This window comes from Acinetobacter sp. CY73, assembly GCF_059515865.1.
Window position 1 is genome coordinate 52,887 of sequence record NZ_JCAKMZ010000003.1, and the last position, 17,338, is coordinate 70,224.

Sequence of the window (17,338 nt, forward strand, 5' to 3'; positions counted from 1 at the left end):
GGATTACCTAATGCTGATGAGTAGACTGAGTCAGAAAATCTGATGATGTAAAATCAGTTTGAAGTGAATTGGTCTTCCACATGTGCAAAAATTCTTCTTGCTGTGGTTTACCCTGTAAATAATGAATCGTGGCTTGAATCCATAAACGATGATCTTCAGCAGACATTTGCCCTTTGAGTAGAAGATAGCGTAAATAGACCAACCAAGTATTGAGCACGTCGCCTTCACAATAACTGGTCATTTCTAACCATTGTTGATGACGCACATACTCTGGAATTAAATAGCCAGATGGTCCGCGTTTACCCGGAAAGCCAAGTAAATGTGCAATATCATCTAACTTTTGAAAATGACGACCGTTAAACATCGCCATAATATCCATCAGATCAATATGACGATGGTGATAACGGTTCTGATAGTTATTATAACGCTTTTGCGTATCAATTTCGCCTTGATCGAACAGACTTGGCGCAGATAAGCCATGGTACATTGCTCGGAATAAAATCACAGGTAAATCAAATTGTGATCCATTCCAACTGACTAATGTCGGATTACGCTTATCAAAGATCGATAGAAATTTTTTCAAGATTTCAGCTTCAGTTAAATTTTCTCTGCTAAAAGAAAATAGCTTCATCGCCCCATTTTCATCAATCCATAGCCCTGAAATACACACAATTTCATGCAAAGGCAAACGCTGAAAATCCGAACCTGAATCTTGACGGCGCAGTTTCGTTAAAGCACTTTCAAGATCAGCATCGGGTAAATCTAAGCCGTATAAATGCGCCCCCGATTTTAAATCAGTTAAGGTTTCTATATCGAACACTAAAACTGGAAGACGCATATATACTCTCTTTTTTAATATTTTCGATTAATCTTCATCAACAACTGAGAATAACCCTGTTGATAGATAACGGTCACCACGATCACACACAATACACACAATCACGGCATCGGGGTTCTGTTCAGCAATCTTAATCGATGCCCACACTGCACCACCCGAAGACGTTCCTGCACTAATGCCTTCTTGACGTGCAAGACGACGTGCCGTTTTTTCGGCTTCGATTTGTGGAATATCCATGATCTGATCAACACGTTTGGCATCAAAAATCGTTGGAAGATATTCTTGAGGCCAACGGCGAATTCCCGCAATATTTGAACCTTCTGAAGGCTGCAAACCAATAATTTGAATCTCTGGATTTTGTTCTTTTAAATATTTTGAAATCCCCATGATCGTGCCCGTGGTTCCCATCGAGCTCACGAAATGAGTAATTTTACCACCTGTTTGATTCCAAATCTCTGGACCTGTCGTCAGGTAATGTGCCTCAACATTATCCGGATTTCCAAATTGGTTTAAGACTAAACCTAAGCCGTCTTTCTCCATTTGTAGCGCCATATCACGCGCTTGTTCCATATTTTCAGCATCAATCAGCTCAGCGCCATATGCACGCATGGCATCTTTCCGCTCTTGGCTTGAACTTGCAGGCATAATGAGTTTCATGTTGTAGCCACGCATTGCAGCCACCATAGCTAAAGCAATACCTGTATTTCCACTCGTCGCTTCAATCAACGTATCACCCGGTTTAATTTGTCCACGCTTTTCAGCTTGCATGATCATATTATATGCAGGACGATCCTTCACGGAACCTGCTGGGTTGTTGCCTTCCAATTTAGCCAATACGGTTGCTTGAGTATGATTGGCAAGACGTTGTAACCTTACAAGCGGTGTTCTTCCGACATAATGGTCTAACAAAAATTCGTCTGCTAAGAAATCAGGTTGTGTATTACTCATTATTCATACCTAGATCGAGGTTCGGCTATTGTATGAAAAAATCAATCTAACTGCATTAACTTCACAGGCTTTTTATCGAAAGTGATTAAAGCGCAAGCATTTTTAATAAAGCATGCTAATATTCTTTGCATGGGGAATGAGCCGCTTAATACATGTCGAATTTCAACAACAAACTCTTCAAACGCCTTAAACTTAACCATGCTTATGGTCAGCTCATTGCACTGATTTTTGTACCGATTGCGATACTTGCCAGTGTCGGTTCTGCTTTGGTTTTATCTGAAACCAGCAACTCAGCTAAATCTGAACAAAAGTTCGCAGCCAATGCCATATTAAGCCGCTACAAATATACGGCAGAGCAAGTCGTTGTAATCTTAGAATCATCTCCTTCTCAGCAACAACATGATCGTGCAAAAAGTATTTTGCAAAATATGTTCAATGAAAAATACTTATTGAGCGTTGCAATTGTCGATCAACAACAAAAAAACTACTTAGGTTTAGGCTATCAAAATCAACGAACTTGGCCTAAACCACCGACTAAAGGCAGTTTTTTCGGTCCAATCAGATCAGATCACAGTAATCTCTATGGACTTCAACTGAATGGTACACATCCTGACAAAAAATGGTTAGTGATCGAACTGGACAATCAGCCGCTTGCGATCTCTCAATATCGCGTGTTTGTCGTGCTCATCACAACAGGTTTGTTGACCTTACTGTTGTTACTGCTGTGCCTGAATTTTTATTCAAGACGTTGGATTGCCCCTATGTATGAAATTCGCATGCAATTACAACGATTAAATGCCGATACGCTTGATCAACACATGGTCATTAACAGTACAGGGGAGCTTCGTCTTTTACAAAGAGATATTGCCAACGTTGTTAAACGATTACATTTCAGTTTCTTGGAACTCAAAGAACATACTGAGCAAACTGAAGATGATTTACGTCGTACACTCGACACCCTTGAAGTCCAAAACATCACCTATAAACAAGCACGTGACCAAGCAATTTCATCGAATCAAGCCAAATCGGTCTTCTTAGCCAACATCAGTCATGAGTTAAGAACACCTCTGAATAGTATTGATGGCTTTATTCATTTGTTGTTACGCCAAGACAACTTGAGTAATGATCAAAGTCTGTATTTGCAAACCATTCGTAAATCTTCTGCGCATTTGTTAGCACTGATTAACGATGTGCTTGATTTCAGTAAGATTGATGCTGGAAAGCTTGAACTCGATAAAGCGTCTTTTGATTTAGAAGAAGCGATCTTTGATGTGATGGATATGCTGTCACCTTTGGCCGCGCAAAAGCATATTAATATGGCTTTTTATTTTGCTGATAATGTACCGCAACACGTCATTGGTGATGCTTTACGTTTTAAACAGATTCTAACCAATCTGATTTCCAATGCCATTAAATTCACCCCTGACGGCGAAATCATTGTTCGTGCACGAATGGAACATGATGATATTGGACATTGTCATCTGCATTTCAGTGTACAAGACAGTGGGATTGGCTTAAGTGGTACAGATCGTAAACGCTTATTTGAATCCTTTTCACAAGGTGATGCCTCGGTTACCCGTCAGTTTGGCGGTACGGGTTTAGGTTTAGCCATTTCAAAGCAGTTGGTCAGCTTAATGCATGGGCAAATTGGCTTTGAGGATAATCAGGAACGTGCGCCTACAGAAAAAGGATCAACCTTTTGGTTTACAGCACAGTTTGAGGTGGATGAAGAAGAGATCATTCATCCACAATACCCTGAATTGAAAGTCATTTCTTATTTGGCACACCCTGCGACTGCCAATGTATTACGTCATTATCTTGAAAATTATCAAGTTGAGCATATTGAATCCGCATCTATTTTAGATCTCTTTAGCCGTCTAAACGCTTCAAATATTGATATCGACAATACATGGCTGATTGTCGACCACAGTGGTGATACACAAGCATTATTACGTGAAATCCGTGGTCGCTATCAAGGACATATTGCCATCTATGGCTATCAAATGTCGCTCGACTTAAATATGCTCAATGAATATAAAGCACGCCCTTTATATCAACCTTTAAGTCGTTCTTCGCTGATTCAACTTTTAGACAATAAGCCTATCTTTGAAGCTGAAAAACATGATGATTTCAAAGCCCTTGATCTTAATATTTTAGCTGTCGATGATCATTTACCCAACCTGATCGTACTTGAAGCACTTTTAGGCGATATCAATGTCAAAACAACCAAGGCTCAAAGTGGGCAAGAGGCTTTACAGATCATTCAAGAACGCATTCAACAAGGTGCTGAACCATTTGATTTGATCTTTATGGACATTCAAATGCCAGTGATGTCTGGGATTGATACTACACGTGCGATTCGTTCATTAGAATCCACCATTGAAGGCATGAAAATGCCGATTATTGCTCTCACTGCTCATGCCCTCGCCGATGAAAAAGAAAAATTACTCAAAGTCGGCATGGATGACTATGTGACCAAGCCAATTCAGATGGATCAAATTATTCAAATTTTGACCCATTGGACCAGTGATAATTTTGTAAAACCCTTAAAGTCACAAGAAAAATCGAGTCGCTTAGATACGCTTGATCCTAATATTTTAGATTGGAAACAATGTATTCAACTGGCAGCAAATAAAGAAGATTTAGCGCAAGACCTATTGAAAATGTTGGTCGACAGCTTCCCGACGGAGCTGAATGAAATTGAGCAATTGATTGAGATGGAGGACTATCCTCAACTTGAGCATGTACTGCATCGTTTATACGGAGCAACACGTTATGTAGGCACGCCTCAACTCCAAGTGATTACAGGTGAATTTGAGCAATTTGTTTCTACGTTGAGAAAAGAGAGACGTAAAGCCGATGAAAAATTCATTGCTGAAACGCTACAACGTTTGGAAAAAATGAAACATGCGATTCATGATGTTGAAATGGCCTATCAACAAATTTTTTAAAGTTTTTAGATTCGATGGTTAAAAGTTTGAATAGTTTTAATTTGAATCAGTTTTAATTGCTTAGTTGTGTTGCGTAGAGAATGAATTCTTAAGCAATAAGCTTTAAAGGTGCGTCATCTTATTTACTTTATTTAAGTCCTTGGAAGCCTAGCATTTAGAAAAAGGACAGATGACTCAGCTGTCATGTATGCCAATCAGACACATGCTATGCTTGATGCATAACACAATAATCACGAGTAGAGATCATGGATTTATTACGTATTGAAAAAAATAATGGTATTGCGACAGTCTATTTAAACCGCCCAGAAAAGCGTAATGCCATGAGTTTTGCTTTACTTCAGGCATTGGTGGATACCGCTAAAAAAATTAGAAAAGACCGCACTATTCGTTGTGTCATTTTAACAGGTGAGGCATCAGTGTTTAGCGCTGGTATCGACCTTGCCGACCTCAATAATCCTAAAAATCGTGCTTATGCGGCTTGGGAGTTAATTAAACCCGGTCAAAGTTTATTTCAAAGAGCTTTTCTCATTTGGCAAGAACTCCCTGTACCTGTGATCGCAGCCATTGAAGGATACTGCTTTGGTGCGGGTATGCAATTGGCACTGGCAGCCGATATTCGTATTGCACATCCTAAAACGCAAATGTCGATTATGGAAACACGTTGGGGACTCGTGCCTGATATGGGATTAACACGCTCGATTAAAGGTGTGATTGGTATTGATCTTGCTAAAGAACTGTCATTAACAGCACGTATTTTCGAAGGCCATTATGCAAAAGACATTGGATTGGTCACGCATTTAGATGATCAACCTTTGGTGAAGGCTCAAACCATTGCTGAAGAAATGTTACAACGCTCACCAGATGCTTTAGCAGCGGTCAAACAAGTACTCGACGCGATGCAACATCAGCCTAGAAAATCATTACGTTTAGAGAAAATTTGGCAACTCAAATTACTTTTGGGTAAAAATAGTCAAATTGCCCGTAAAAAAGATAAACATCCTGAAGTACAATTTTTACCGCGCCAATTCAAATAGACAGAATGATGTGTTTCACATCATCTCACTTAATCGCACAATCAGAATCACGGAAGAGTTGCTATGAGCTACACCAAACAGACTAAAATTGCATTCTTAGGCATGGGCTTAATGGGAAGTCGCATGGCTTCTCGACTGCTTCAAGCCGACTTTAAAGTGGCCGTCTGGAATCGTACTGCATCCGCATGTGATCCGCTTTTGTCTCAAGGTGCAAAATTCATCAATTTAGAAGAGGTGGGCAACTACCCTGTTGTACTGATGTGTTTATCTGATGATGATGCCGTGCAAAGTGTATTGGATCTGATCAAGCCCCATTTAGTTGCACATCAGGTGATTGTGGATTTCTCAAGTTTATCTGTGGATAAAACCAAAAGTCTCGCTGAAGAAGCAAAATCTAAAAATGTCATTTGGATTGATTCCCCTGTTTCAGGCGGAACAGCAGGTGCTGAAAACGGTTCATTGGTGATTTTCGCGGGTGGTGATACCAATGTGATTGAAAATCTGAGCGAGATCTATGCTGTACTTTCTCAACGTGTTACGCGGATGGGTGATACAGGTACAGGGCAAGCAACCAAAATCTGTAATCAGCTGATCGTAGCTGCAAACAGTACGCTCATTGCAGAAGCCGTAGCGCTGGCGGGTCAAGCAGGTGTGGATACACGTTTACTTGCACCTGCACTGGCCGATGGATTTGCGGACTCAAAACCTTTTCAAATACTTGCGCCACGTATGGCAATCCATCTTTTTGAACCTGTGCAATGGAAAGTGAAAACTTTATCCAAAGATTTAAACAATGCCTTAAAGCTTGCTGAACAATTTGATTTAGATATTCCTGTTGCAAAACAAGCATTTTCGCAATTGTCAGCGCATCAACAACTCGGTCATGCTGAAGATGATTTAGCAACGGTCATTCAACACGTTGAAAAGTAGCTACTGTTTCCATCGTTCATGGCTATACGACTTCATCTGCTTTAACTTACGCTTCAACTTATAAATAAACAAAGGAATACTTTCATGATTCAACTGGCTGTCAATTTGTCGATGATTTTCACTGAAGTTCCTTTGGTTGAACGTTTCGCATTGGCAAAAAAACATGGTTTTCAGAATATCGAAATTCAATTTCCTTATGAATTAGATATTGCCACCATTCAACAGCAATTAGATGAGCACCAGCTTAGACTTTGTCTGATCAATGTCCCAGCAGGTGATCTGATGCAAGGTGGAAATGGACTTGCGGGAATACCGGGTCAAGAAGTTGCATTTGCACAAGCGGTAGAACGTGCGATTGAATATGCCACTGCTTTACAAGTGTCCTCGGTGAATATTCTTGCGGGAAAGCAGCCTCAAGATGCTGACCTTCTCCCTTGCTTGACCACTTTGGCTGAAAATTTAAAGTTTGCTGCAATCAAGCTTTCTGACAATAACATTCAACCCGTATTTGAGATGATTAATGGCACGGATATGCCACGTTTTCTGATTCAGAATATTGCTCAAGCACAAGAAATGCTCGAAGCCGTCAATCATCCTTTCTTGAAAATGCAATTTGATTGCTACCATATGGCGATGATGAATGAAAATATCCTCGAAGCATTACAAGAGAATATTCAATCTATAGGTCATATCCAATTTGCAGATTGTCCTCATCGTCATCAACCTGATACTGGTGATATCAACTATGTAGATATTTTTGAATATTTAAATCAAAGTAATTACAAAGGTTTTGTTGGGGCAGAATATAAACCCACCCCAACGTCTGAAACTTCATTTGATTGGAAAGATAAATACTTTTCGAATTAAGTGGCTCAATGGGTTTAGAGAATCGCTTGATGGTTTTATCCACTAAATTTGAAATTTTAGTGTAAAAGCGCTATAGTGAAAGATGAGTTATAGTCAGGACAAAACACTTCTCATGAATTTAGAACCATCGCCCGGCGCTTCTAATTCTCACGAACTCTCAATGAATTCTCAAAATCAATCTGTTCAACAATGTTTGGCTGTTGTTAAAGAAGCATTGCTAGACGTTAAAGCGAAAGAAATTACTACGATTGAAGTTTCAGCGATTAGTAACGTTGCTGATGCTATCGTGATTGCATCAGGTACTTCTACACGTCATGTGAAGTCTCTAGCAAACAACGTGGCTGATGAAGCACGTAAAGCTGGCTTCCGTCCGATCGGTATCGAAGGTGAAAGCGATGCAGAATGGATCCTTGTTGATTTAGGTCTGGTTGTTGTTCATGTCATGCTTCCGACAGCACGTAAATTCTACGACTTAGAAAGCTTATGGCGCAATGCTGCTACAGAACCTGTAGCTTAAAAACGCACATGAATGAAAAAAGCGACTCTTGAAGTCGCTTTTTTTATGACTTTAATTTGGTGTAATCTTGGTATTTTCTAACGATATTAAGACATAATCTCGATTAATGAGAATGCTATATACTATCTATTTAGCTTCGATGCCATTAATCATTTACAAGGTGTGTCTTGAATCAAGACCCTGAGATTTCGGAAATACTTTGCCCTGCAACTTGGCATAAAACGCAAAAACCACCCGAAGGTGGTTTTCATTACATTAGGAAATTAAAGTCTTAGTGACCTGTACCATTAATGGCTTTAGTCATGTCTTCAACGACTTTTTTCGCATCACCAAAGATCATCATGGTCTTGTCGTTATAGAACAAGTCATTATCCAGACCCGCATAACCTGTTGCCATTGAACGTTTGATCACCATAATCGTGCGTGCTTTATGCGCTTCAAGAATCGGCATGCCATAGATTGGAGAACTTGGATCATCTTTTGCCGCAGGGTTCACCACGTCATTTGCACCGATCACCAAGACCACATCTGTCGCAGGAAAATCAGAGTTGATTTCATCCATTTCTAGAATATCTTCATAGGCAACATCTGCTTCTGCAAGTAATACGTTCATATGTCCTGGCATACGGCCTGCAACTGGGTGAATTGCAAAACGAACCGTTACACCTTGTTCTTTAAGCAAGTTTGCGAGTTCCTTAACCGCATTTTGTGCACGACCTTGCGCCATACCATAACCTGGCACAATCACAACGCTGTCCGCATTTGACATTAAAAAACCAGCATCATCTGCAGAACCAGAGCGATGGTTACGTTGAACTTGTTCACCGGCACCCGCTGTTGGTGCAGTTGCTCCCCCCATTGCCCCACCGAACAAAACGTTGATGATTGAGCGGTTCATTGCTTTACACATAATGTAAGACAGAATCGCACCAGAAGAACCGACTAGAGAGCCAGCAACAATCAACATATTGTTTTCTAAAGTAAAACCAATACCTGCCGCAGCCCAACCAGAGAATGAGTTCAATAATGACACCACTACCGGCATGTCACCCCCACCTACAGGCGCAATCCAAACCCAACCAAAGGCAAGTGCCAAACCTGTCATCGCCCAGAATGAATTCATATGACCTGTTAGGAAGAAATGAACACCGAAACCAAGCATCGCGATAAAGATCAATGCTTGAACGGGTTTAACCCATCCACCAGAAATGGTTTTCGCCCATTTCTTCGCAGCTAATTTACCATAAGCGAAGACCGATGCTGTAAAGGTAATCGCACCGACAAAACAGCCTACAAACAGTTCAAATAAATGAACTCGGCTCATTTCATGGAAATTCACACCATTTGCAGCTAAAAGGTCAGGACCCAATTCAATCAGTTTGTTATTGTGAATAATCGCAGCAATCGCAATCAATACCGCAGCTAGACCAACTAAAGAGTGCATTAAAGCCACTGTTTCAGGCATTTGTGTCATTGGCACTGTACGCGCACGTGCAATACCCACAATTGCACCAAGTACCATTGCACCGACAATCATCCAAACAACAGGATTATCTGCTACAAAGAAGGTCGTCAATACAGCAATCGCCATTGCGATCATACCGTAGCGGTTCCCTTGGATCGCAGTTTTAGGACCCGATAAACCACGCAAAGTTAAGATAAAAAGTACGGCACCGATCAGGTAGAACCAATCCGCATATTCTCGAATCATTTCCATGAATTAACCCTCTTTTTTCTTTTGCTTAGGTTTAAACATTTCTAGCATTCGAGCAGTTACTGCAAAGCCACCAAAAATATTAATACTTGCCAAGAACACAGCAATCGCACCCAAAACACTCACTACATTGATGGTTTGGAAATCCACACTGCCTTCAACGCCCACGATTGGAAGTCCAACAGTTTGAATCATCGCACCGACAATAATGATTGAAGAAAGTGCATTGGTCACCGCCATAAGCGGTGTATGAAGTGCCGGTGTAACGCCCCAAACCACGTAATACCCTACGAAGATTGCGAGCACAAAAATTGTAATTGTTTCAACCATGATCAGTCTCCTTAACCACGTTTTAACAGCACTTGGCCGCCATGCGTGACAAGCAATGCTTTTTGAATTTCATCTTCTTGATTGATTTTGAAATTTTTATCTTGATCAAAAAGCGTTTCAACGAAATTGAATACGTTACGTGCATAAAGTGCAGAAGCTTCTGTAGATACAGTCGCTGGAATATTTGGAATACCCAAAATTTTCACCCCATTTGCCGTCACGACATTTTCACCGCACACCGAACCTTCGACATTCCCCCCAGACTCAACCGCCATGTCTAAAATCACAGAACCTGGTTTCATCTTGGCAACAGTTGCAGCACTAATTAAACGCGGTGCATTACGACCAGGTAAGAGTGCAGTTGTAATCACAATATCGGCATTCGATACTGCTTTGTCCACGATCACGGCTTGGTCTTGAATGTACTGTTCACCCGGCATCCAGCCATAACCATTTTTAGCCGCATCAGCAGCTTTTTGTTTTTCTTCGTCAGACATGGGTACGTCTAACCATTTACCACCCAGTGATTCCACTTGATCACGTGCAGTTGGACGCAAATCTGTTGCTTCAACAATTGCCCCAAGACGCTTTGCGGTTGCAATCGCTTGAAGACCTGCCACACCTACCCCCATGATCACCACACGTGCAGGTTTTACGGTACCTGCAGCCGTCATCAGCATGGGGAACATTCGTTGATATTCAGCCGCAGCAAGTAATACTGATTTATAACCAGATAAGTTTGCTTGAGATGACAATACATCCATGTTTTGCGCACGAGATAAGGTTCGTGGCAAAAGTTCCAATGCGAATGCAGAAATCTGCTTGCTCGCAAACTGATCTAAATCGGGATTACGGTAGGGATCAAACATTGCAACGACGGATGTATTCGCTGATAATTTTTCGATTTCAGACGCTTGTGGCGCACGAACTTTCAAAATGAGTTGGCTACCTGTATATGCGTCGTCGGTCATTGTCGCACCAACGTGTTCAAAAGCACTATCGATATAAGCAGCTTTTACACCTGCTCCACGTTCAATGACGACACTATGACCTGCGCCAATTAATTTTTTGACTGTTTCTGGCGTCGCAGCAATACGAGTTTCACCGACGACAGTTTCAGTAGGGATTCCGATCTGCATGAGCATTCCTCAAGCTAATTTTTCTTAAGTAAACATCACAACCTGTGATGCTCCCCTCTGGATATAATTCATACGAATTTTTTGATTCTAATTGAACTTTTTTAAAATACTACCCAGTATTTATTTAATAAATGGGTGTATTTCGAACGACAAGGTCACACTTTTTTATCTAAAAAATATTTTTATATGTATTTGTTGACGAAAAATTATCACAAACAGGATTAAATTAGATCACTTATTAATCAATTTCTATTCTGTGCAGATTTTTATAAATTAAATAAGAATATCTTTAACTGTAAATTGATCTTTCTGACATTTTTTTAAACTTTTCAGACAAAAATACCAATGCTTAAAAAAGTGCTGAAAGCAGATGTGATCAACGTTTCAGTCTTAGTCAAACTATCCATTTGCTTTAATGACATTTCTTTTATGATTAAGATAATTCAACATGACTTTTAGAAAGCCATATTGCTGTCAGTTGGGTCAATTGATCTAACTCTGATGTTTTGCCGTTTTTGATTGAGAGAATGAAAATTAAAACCGCACAAGAAATAATCAGTGTTTTTTTCTATTCATCGCAATTTGATGCATTTAATTTGTTTCTGCATTTTGTTTGATGATGACTCAACACTAGATTGTATTTTTTGAACCAAATTGGTGCGAAAAATAATCAGTGATTTAGATGAAATGATCAAATCAAACGTTAAAGCCCTATTCTGAATCAAGCGACAATATTGAAAAGACTTAGATTTACAAGATTCAGATTTAAAAGAGATACCATGTTGCTATCGACTAAATCAGCTTTTATTATTTTATTGATGGATCAAAACTTCATATACTGAATAGCCATTCTAACGGCACTCAATTTCACTCCAGGCTTAAAATACTTAAATAGAGAAACTGTAGATCCAAATGAAAGTCACCTTATCAGGCACTCAACTGGGCTCAGTCTTCGCTCTTTCTGCCGCATTCCTTTTTAGTACCAAAGCTATTTTCATTAAACAGGCTTATGAGTTATCGAGTTTGGTTGATGGAACAGTACTGATGGCTTTACGTATGTTCAGTGCTTTGCCTTTTTTCTTACTCATCGCGTGGTTCAATCGTCATCACAACAAAAATCTGAATAGTAAAGATTGGCTCTTTCTGATCTTTGCGGGTTTACTCGGTTTCTATATTTCAAGTTGGTTAGACTTTGCAGGCTTGATGTATATCAGTGCATCATTAGAAAGAATTATTTTATTTCTTTATCCAACCTTAACGGTATTGGCATCAAGCTTTATCTATAAACAAGCTTTAAGCCTTAAAAGCATCATTGCCATCGCACTCAGCTACGGCGGAACCGTGATTGTGATGTGGCAAGAGCAAAGCAACGTCCCACATGAAAGTAATTTTTGGTTAGGTGCAAGTTTGGTTTTTGCTAGTGCTGTGTGTTTTGCGATTTACCTCTTGTTTACCCCTAAACTGATTCAAAAATTTGGCTCTTGGAACTTTACAGGTTTGGCTTTGAGTGTGGCATGTCTGGGAACACTTACACATTACTTTATTGCGACACCGAATCCTGTACAACTTCTCATGCAACTTCCTGAAGTCGTAATTTGGTATGGTGTTGCTTTAGGTATTGGCGTAACGGTCATTCCAACCTTATTGGTCGCTCAAAGTATCGCGCGAATTGGGGCTTCACAAACCGCAATGATTGGTTCAATTGGACCGATCCTCACCATTATTTTAGCGACTTTATTTTTGGGTGAATCAATGAATATCATCCAATGGTTGGGTTGTGCACTGAATATTGTTGGCGTGATGATTATCTCGTTGTCAAAAAGTAAGCTTGGCCGTTAATCACGAATGGCTTAATCCATTTAACTGAATTGTCCAGTAATGAAAGTTGAACAGTTACTTCATGATTAAGCGCTCATGATCAAGCTCAAATAATATTTTATTAAAATGTGCCCCTGCGGATTGCTTCCCTAGCTCATCATTTGGATTGCGAAGTGGACATTCTGTCATGGATAAACAACCACAGCCAATACACCAATCTAATTGCTGACGCAGTTGTAGCAGGTTGATAATTTTTTCGTCTAACAGTGTATGCCAGCTCTTCGACATCTTCTGCCAATCTTTTTGGCCAGTCACACCTTGTCTGGGTAAGTTTTCAAACTCTTGTTTTATGTCAGCTAGACTAATCCCCACTTGTTGTGCAACTTTTATAATCGCGATGCGTCGCAACATAGAACGCTGATAACGTCTTTGATTACCTTCTGTGCGTACACTCCAAATCAGTTCCTTATCTTCGTAGAACCTTAAGGTTGCGACTGACACTCCACTACGTTGCGCCAATCCACCAATACTGAGCCACTGTCCTAAATTTTCTCCCACAGCACTTGACCTCAAGTTAACTAGAGCTTTGATAATCACTCATCATCTTTTAAATGTCACCTTCTCATGTCAAATTCTAATCACAGTAAGCAAAATTCCATCCTGAGTATTTACAATCCATCGGCTTTATACAACCCGATTCCCTATGCTTATAGTCATGTTGCAGAAGTAAAAAATTTCTCACGGATTATTCACATCGCAGGTCAAGGTGGTGAGGATATTCATGGTGTATGCGCTATCGGTTTTGAACAACAGCTGATCAACACATTTAATAATATTAAAACTGCACTAGATCATTGCAACGCAAAATTCTCAGATATTGCCGTTTTGAGAATACTCGTTGTGGATCATGATTCACAAAAACATCAGCTTTTGATTCGTGAAATGAATAGAATATGGAAAGATAAAAAATTTCCAGCATGTACGCTCATACCTGTTCCTTGTTTAGCGACGACAGATATGCTGATTGAGATTGAAGCAACAGCTTATTGTGCTTAAGGTGATCACAAGGATATAAAGATGCAGCATGACCTCGATCAGCTCAATCAAAAAGACATTAGTCAGGACAAAGGACTGTTATTATTAATGGCAATTGCCTGTGGTATTTGTGCAGGTGCAAACTACTATTCACAACCTTTAATCAACTCTATTCAGCTGTACTTTCAAGCACCTGCCCCTGATGTAGCATTGAATGTGACCTTTGCCCAAGTGTCTTATGCACTTGGTTTATTGTTCATCGTACCGATGGGCGACATTCTCAATAAAACTAAATTCATTCCATTCCTTATGTTTCTAGCCTCATTAGGCTTATTTATTTGTGCATTTTCAGTCAATCTTGAAATGCTTTGGATTGGAACAATCATCACAGGATTATTCTCTGTCGCGGCTCAGATTCTGATTCCTTTTGCGACCATGGCAGTGAAACCTGAAAAAACAGGTGAAGTGGTCGGTCTACTGATGAGTGGCTTACTTGTGGGTATTCTGATTTCAACGAGTTTAGCGGGCTTACTCTCCAATTTATTCAATTGGAAATTGATTTATATCGTCAGTGGCATACTTATGCTCATGGTGGCAGTGGTGCTCAATCTGAGACTCCCTTATATTGAAACCAGTAAAATGAGCTATGCCAGTATTTTTCGTTCGATGGGAAAACTACTGAAAGATGAGCCACGTTTAATCTTCCGTTCATGTGTTGGTGCTTTTGCTTTTGCCACTATGAGTATCTTGTTTTCAACCATGGCTATCCTACTCAGCTCCTCTTTTCAACTCTCTGATGTGATGATCGGGTTATTGACTTTGGTTGGAATATTTGGCGCTTTATCGACTAAAAAAATTGGACAATTTGCAGATCAGGGCTATACCAAAACCATCACTTGGTCTGGGATTGGGATATTAGGAATCAGCTGGATTTTTCTCTATCTCGGGCAGTATTACCTGATCAGCTACATTATTGGTTTTGGTCTGATTAATTTAGGGCTCGCATCCGTACACAGTAGTAATCAAAATATTATTTTTAGGCTCAGTCCCGATGCGAAGTCTCGCATTAATTCGATTTATATGACCTCTTATTTTATTGGTGGCGCTGCTGGTTCTGCTTTAGGTATTTATGCATGGCATCATGGGGGTTGGGCAATGTCATGTCTGGTTGGTGTGGGATTAGTGATATGTACTGCTTTTTTTGCAATAGTCGATTTTCGTTTTATTCGTCGTCACAATATTGTTTGAAAGCCGAGATAGATTCGATCATTTGATCTTAGAAAAAGCCCCGATTGAGGCTTTTTTATTGGATGACTTTTATAAAGAGCATCTTTATTAAGAGACTTTTATTATGAAACTTGTACAACAGGATAATGTGGTTTTAAGAAATGCCACTTTTGAGCATTATTAATGAGTAGTTCTAAAATTGCGGGAATCAATGCCGTTAAAATTTGGCAACATTGACCAATTAAAGGACGGTTTAAACTGCTGTTATAGCTGACACCACCCTGTAAAATCTGATACTCAATGGTTAACATTCGGTTTAAGAGGGTATAAAGCAGCGTGTTTAAATCTTTTATCTCTAGCAGATGCTGTATCCGTTTTTTCTCATTTTCAAAATGCTCTCTCCATGTAGCTTGAGACACCGTTTGATTGCGATAGTCCCAATACATTTGATAAGAATATGGATTATCCAATACCTTTTTAATGGGTGCTTCGAGTTTCTCCCATACAATATTTGATCATTTTTGTGTTGCATCTTGATGTGAAATCAACTCTAGAAATTGTCCAATCTGATCTTTTTGTTGCGTTTTACTGTCTACATCTTCTGCATGAATGGCATTAAAAGAAACCCATAGGCTTAAAAACTGAAGATCTTTATCATCTTCCATCAACACTGATTTTTTTAACCAACTCAATGAGCGTTGAATCCTTAAATTAAATTGCTCAGAATTTTGATTTTTTGTACTTTTAAATATTTCTTCAAGTACGTAGATCATAGTGACCTCTGACTTTTATCTCTTATTTTTCCAACATACTTAAATTTTAAACATTGCACAATTTTGATTTTGTTATGTCATACCCATTAAATGTGTGTATTTTTCTAAGACTGTCGATTTTTTTCGAAAACTCGTATAATTCTGCGCTCTTTATATTCTTTGCTACGGATCTTGTTTATGTCATCAATCCAGTCATTAACACCTCGAATCTCGGTTGCACCGATGATGGATTGGACGACTAAGGACTACCGTTTCTTTGCTCGCTTGTTCAATCCAAACGTGATTATGTATACCGAGATGGTAACCACTGGTGCGATTATTTACGGTGGGGCGAATCGTCATTTAGATTATAACCATGAAGAACATCCGATTGTTTTACAGCTTGGTGGTTCTGATCCGAAAGACCTAGCAACCTGTACCAAAATGGCGCAAGACTGGGGCTATGATGAAGTCAACCTCAATGTCGGGTGTCCAAGTGACCGCGTTCAAAATAATAAAATTGGCGCATGCTTGATGGCAGAGCCTGATCTAGTCGCTGAATGTATTTCAGAGATGCGCAACGCGGTTGATATTCCAGTGACGGTAAAACATCGAATTGGGATTGATGACATGCAGTCTTATGAAGAAATGTTGCATTTCGTCGATACCGTGGCGAAGACAGGCTGTAATAATTTCATCGTTCACGCCCGTATTGCATTACTGCAAGGTTTATCACCGAAAGAAAACCGTGATGTTCCACCTTTGCGTTATCAAGATGTATACCGATTAAAACAAGACCGCCCGAATCTACTGATTGAAATCAACGGTGGTATTAAGACCTTTGCAGAAACCCAAGAACATCTCAAGCATGTTGATGGGGTAATGATTGGACGAGAGGCTTACCATAATCCGTATTTATTGGCTGAACTCGGTCAATTGTGGAATTTAGATCTGCCTGATCGTTTTGAAATCATGGATCAAATGATGCCGTATATTGCGAAACGTATGCAAGAAGGTGCGCCACTTTCTATTATCACACGTCACATTCTCGGTTTATTCCAAAATTTACCAGGTGCACGTAAATGGCGTCAGGCTTTAAGTGGTGGCAATGCCAAAACTTTTGCTGATGTTGAAAATGCGATTGTGAATATCAAAGAAGCGATGCAACGCACTGAAGATTATTTAAAAGAAAGTGAACTCAGAAATCAGCAACCTGAAATTTAATACCTATAAAAAAG

The 17,338-nt window shown here is 39.7% G+C and carries 17 protein-coding genes; 9 read left to right on the top strand and 8 right to left on the bottom strand.

Features of this window, described 5'->3' with window-relative positions; all coding sequences use genetic code 11:
* Positions 1–7 precede the first annotated feature (7 nt).
* Complete coding sequence (locus AC5YD2_RS02845; protein ID WP_496124860.1) at positions 8–838, bottom strand: 3'-5' exonuclease; 831 nt, start codon at positions 836–838, stop codon at positions 8–10.
* A 27-nt stretch (positions 839–865) separates the two neighbouring features.
* The gene (gene cysM, locus AC5YD2_RS02850) at positions 866–1,786 is read right to left on the bottom strand and encodes a cysteine synthase CysM (protein WP_496124861.1); all 921 of its coding nucleotides are present in this window, start codon (positions 1,784–1,786) and stop codon (positions 866–868) included.
* Positions 1,787–1,938: 152 nt separating this feature from the next.
* On the opposite strand from cysM, the gene AC5YD2_RS02855 reads away from it, so the two are divergent.
* From AC5YD2_RS02855 to rsfS, 5 genes are all read left to right on the top strand, one after another.
* On the top strand, positions 1,939–4,737 hold the full coding sequence (locus tag AC5YD2_RS02855; RefSeq protein ID WP_496124862.1) for a GacS-like sensor histidine kinase: 2,799 nt from the start codon (positions 1,939–1,941) through the stop codon (positions 4,735–4,737).
* A 245-nt stretch (positions 4,738–4,982) separates the two neighbouring features.
* Complete coding sequence (locus tag AC5YD2_RS02860; protein ID WP_496124863.1) at positions 4,983–5,771, top strand: crotonase/enoyl-CoA hydratase family protein; 789 nt, start codon at positions 4,983–4,985, stop codon at positions 5,769–5,771.
* Positions 5,772–5,834: 63 nt separating this feature from the next.
* Positions 5,835–6,701 (top strand): NAD(P)-dependent oxidoreductase, encoded by an 867-nt coding sequence (locus tag AC5YD2_RS02865; protein WP_496124864.1) that lies wholly within the window; start codon positions 5,835–5,837, stop codon positions 6,699–6,701.
* Positions 6,702–6,785: 84 nt separating this feature from the next.
* The gene (locus AC5YD2_RS02870; RefSeq protein ID WP_496124865.1) at positions 6,786–7,568 is read left to right on the top strand and encodes a hydroxypyruvate isomerase family protein; all 783 of its coding nucleotides are present in this window, start codon (positions 6,786–6,788) and stop codon (positions 7,566–7,568) included.
* 112 nt (positions 7,569–7,680) lie between these two features.
* The gene (gene rsfS / locus AC5YD2_RS02875) at positions 7,681–8,085 is read left to right on the top strand and encodes a ribosome silencing factor (protein ID WP_496124866.1); all 405 of its coding nucleotides are present in this window, start codon (positions 7,681–7,683) and stop codon (positions 8,083–8,085) included.
* 271 nt (positions 8,086–8,356) lie between these two features.
* Here rsfS and AC5YD2_RS02880 read toward each other — a convergent pair whose 3' ends face one another.
* Genes AC5YD2_RS02880 through AC5YD2_RS02890 form a run of 3 tightly spaced genes read right to left on the bottom strand, consistent with a single transcriptional unit; the run spans position 8,357 to position 11,268 of the window.
* Positions 8,357–9,802: an NAD(P)(+) transhydrogenase (Re/Si-specific) subunit beta gene (locus AC5YD2_RS02880; protein WP_496124867.1), complete on the bottom strand. Its 1,446-nt coding sequence runs from the start codon at positions 9,800–9,802 to the stop codon at positions 8,357–8,359.
* Positions 9,803–9,805: 3 nt separating this feature from the next.
* Positions 9,806–10,129: a proton-translocating transhydrogenase family protein gene (locus AC5YD2_RS02885; protein WP_278362360.1), complete on the bottom strand. Its 324-nt coding sequence runs from the start codon at positions 10,127–10,129 to the stop codon at positions 9,806–9,808.
* 11 nt (positions 10,130–10,140) lie between these two features.
* Complete coding sequence (locus AC5YD2_RS02890) at positions 10,141–11,268, bottom strand: Re/Si-specific NAD(P)(+) transhydrogenase subunit alpha (protein ID WP_496124868.1); 1,128 nt, start codon at positions 11,266–11,268, stop codon at positions 10,141–10,143.
* A gap of 912 nt (positions 11,269–12,180) precedes the next feature.
* On the opposite strand from AC5YD2_RS02890, the gene AC5YD2_RS02895 reads away from it, so the two are divergent.
* Positions 12,181–13,107, top strand: a complete 927-nt coding sequence (locus tag AC5YD2_RS02895) for a DMT family transporter (protein WP_496124869.1) — start codon at positions 12,181–12,183, stop codon at positions 13,105–13,107.
* A gap of 54 nt (positions 13,108–13,161) precedes the next feature.
* Here AC5YD2_RS02895 and soxR read toward each other — a convergent pair whose 3' ends face one another.
* Positions 13,162–13,644, bottom strand: coding sequence for a redox-sensitive transcriptional activator SoxR (soxR, locus tag AC5YD2_RS02900; protein ID WP_496124870.1), 483 nt, complete (start codon positions 13,642–13,644; stop codon positions 13,162–13,164).
* A 66-nt stretch (positions 13,645–13,710) separates the two neighbouring features.
* Between soxR and AC5YD2_RS02905 the strand changes: the two genes are divergently transcribed.
* The gene (locus AC5YD2_RS02905) at positions 13,711–14,142 is read left to right on the top strand and encodes a RidA family protein (RefSeq protein WP_496124871.1); all 432 of its coding nucleotides are present in this window, start codon (positions 13,711–13,713) and stop codon (positions 14,140–14,142) included.
* 21 nt (positions 14,143–14,163) lie between these two features.
* A complete protein-coding gene (locus tag AC5YD2_RS02910; RefSeq protein WP_496124872.1) occupies positions 14,164–15,369 on the top strand; it encodes an MFS transporter in 1,206 nt (401 codons plus the stop codon).
* Positions 15,370–15,470: 101 nt separating this feature from the next.
* On the opposite strand, the gene AC5YD2_RS02915 is transcribed toward AC5YD2_RS02910, so the two are convergent.
* Positions 15,471–15,818 (bottom strand): hypothetical protein, encoded by a 348-nt coding sequence (locus tag AC5YD2_RS02915; RefSeq protein WP_496124873.1) that lies wholly within the window; start codon positions 15,816–15,818, stop codon positions 15,471–15,473.
* 45 nt (positions 15,819–15,863) lie between these two features.
* A complete protein-coding gene (locus AC5YD2_RS02920) occupies positions 15,864–16,121 on the bottom strand; it encodes a hypothetical protein (RefSeq protein ID WP_496124874.1) in 258 nt (85 codons plus the stop codon).
* Between the two features lie 177 nt (positions 16,122–16,298).
* Here AC5YD2_RS02920 and dusA point away from each other — a divergent pair, with 177 nt between their 5' ends.
* A complete protein-coding gene (gene dusA, locus AC5YD2_RS02925) occupies positions 16,299–17,324 on the top strand; it encodes a tRNA dihydrouridine(20/20a) synthase DusA (protein WP_496124875.1) in 1,026 nt (341 codons plus the stop codon).
* Positions 17,325–17,338: the final 14 nt, after the last annotated feature.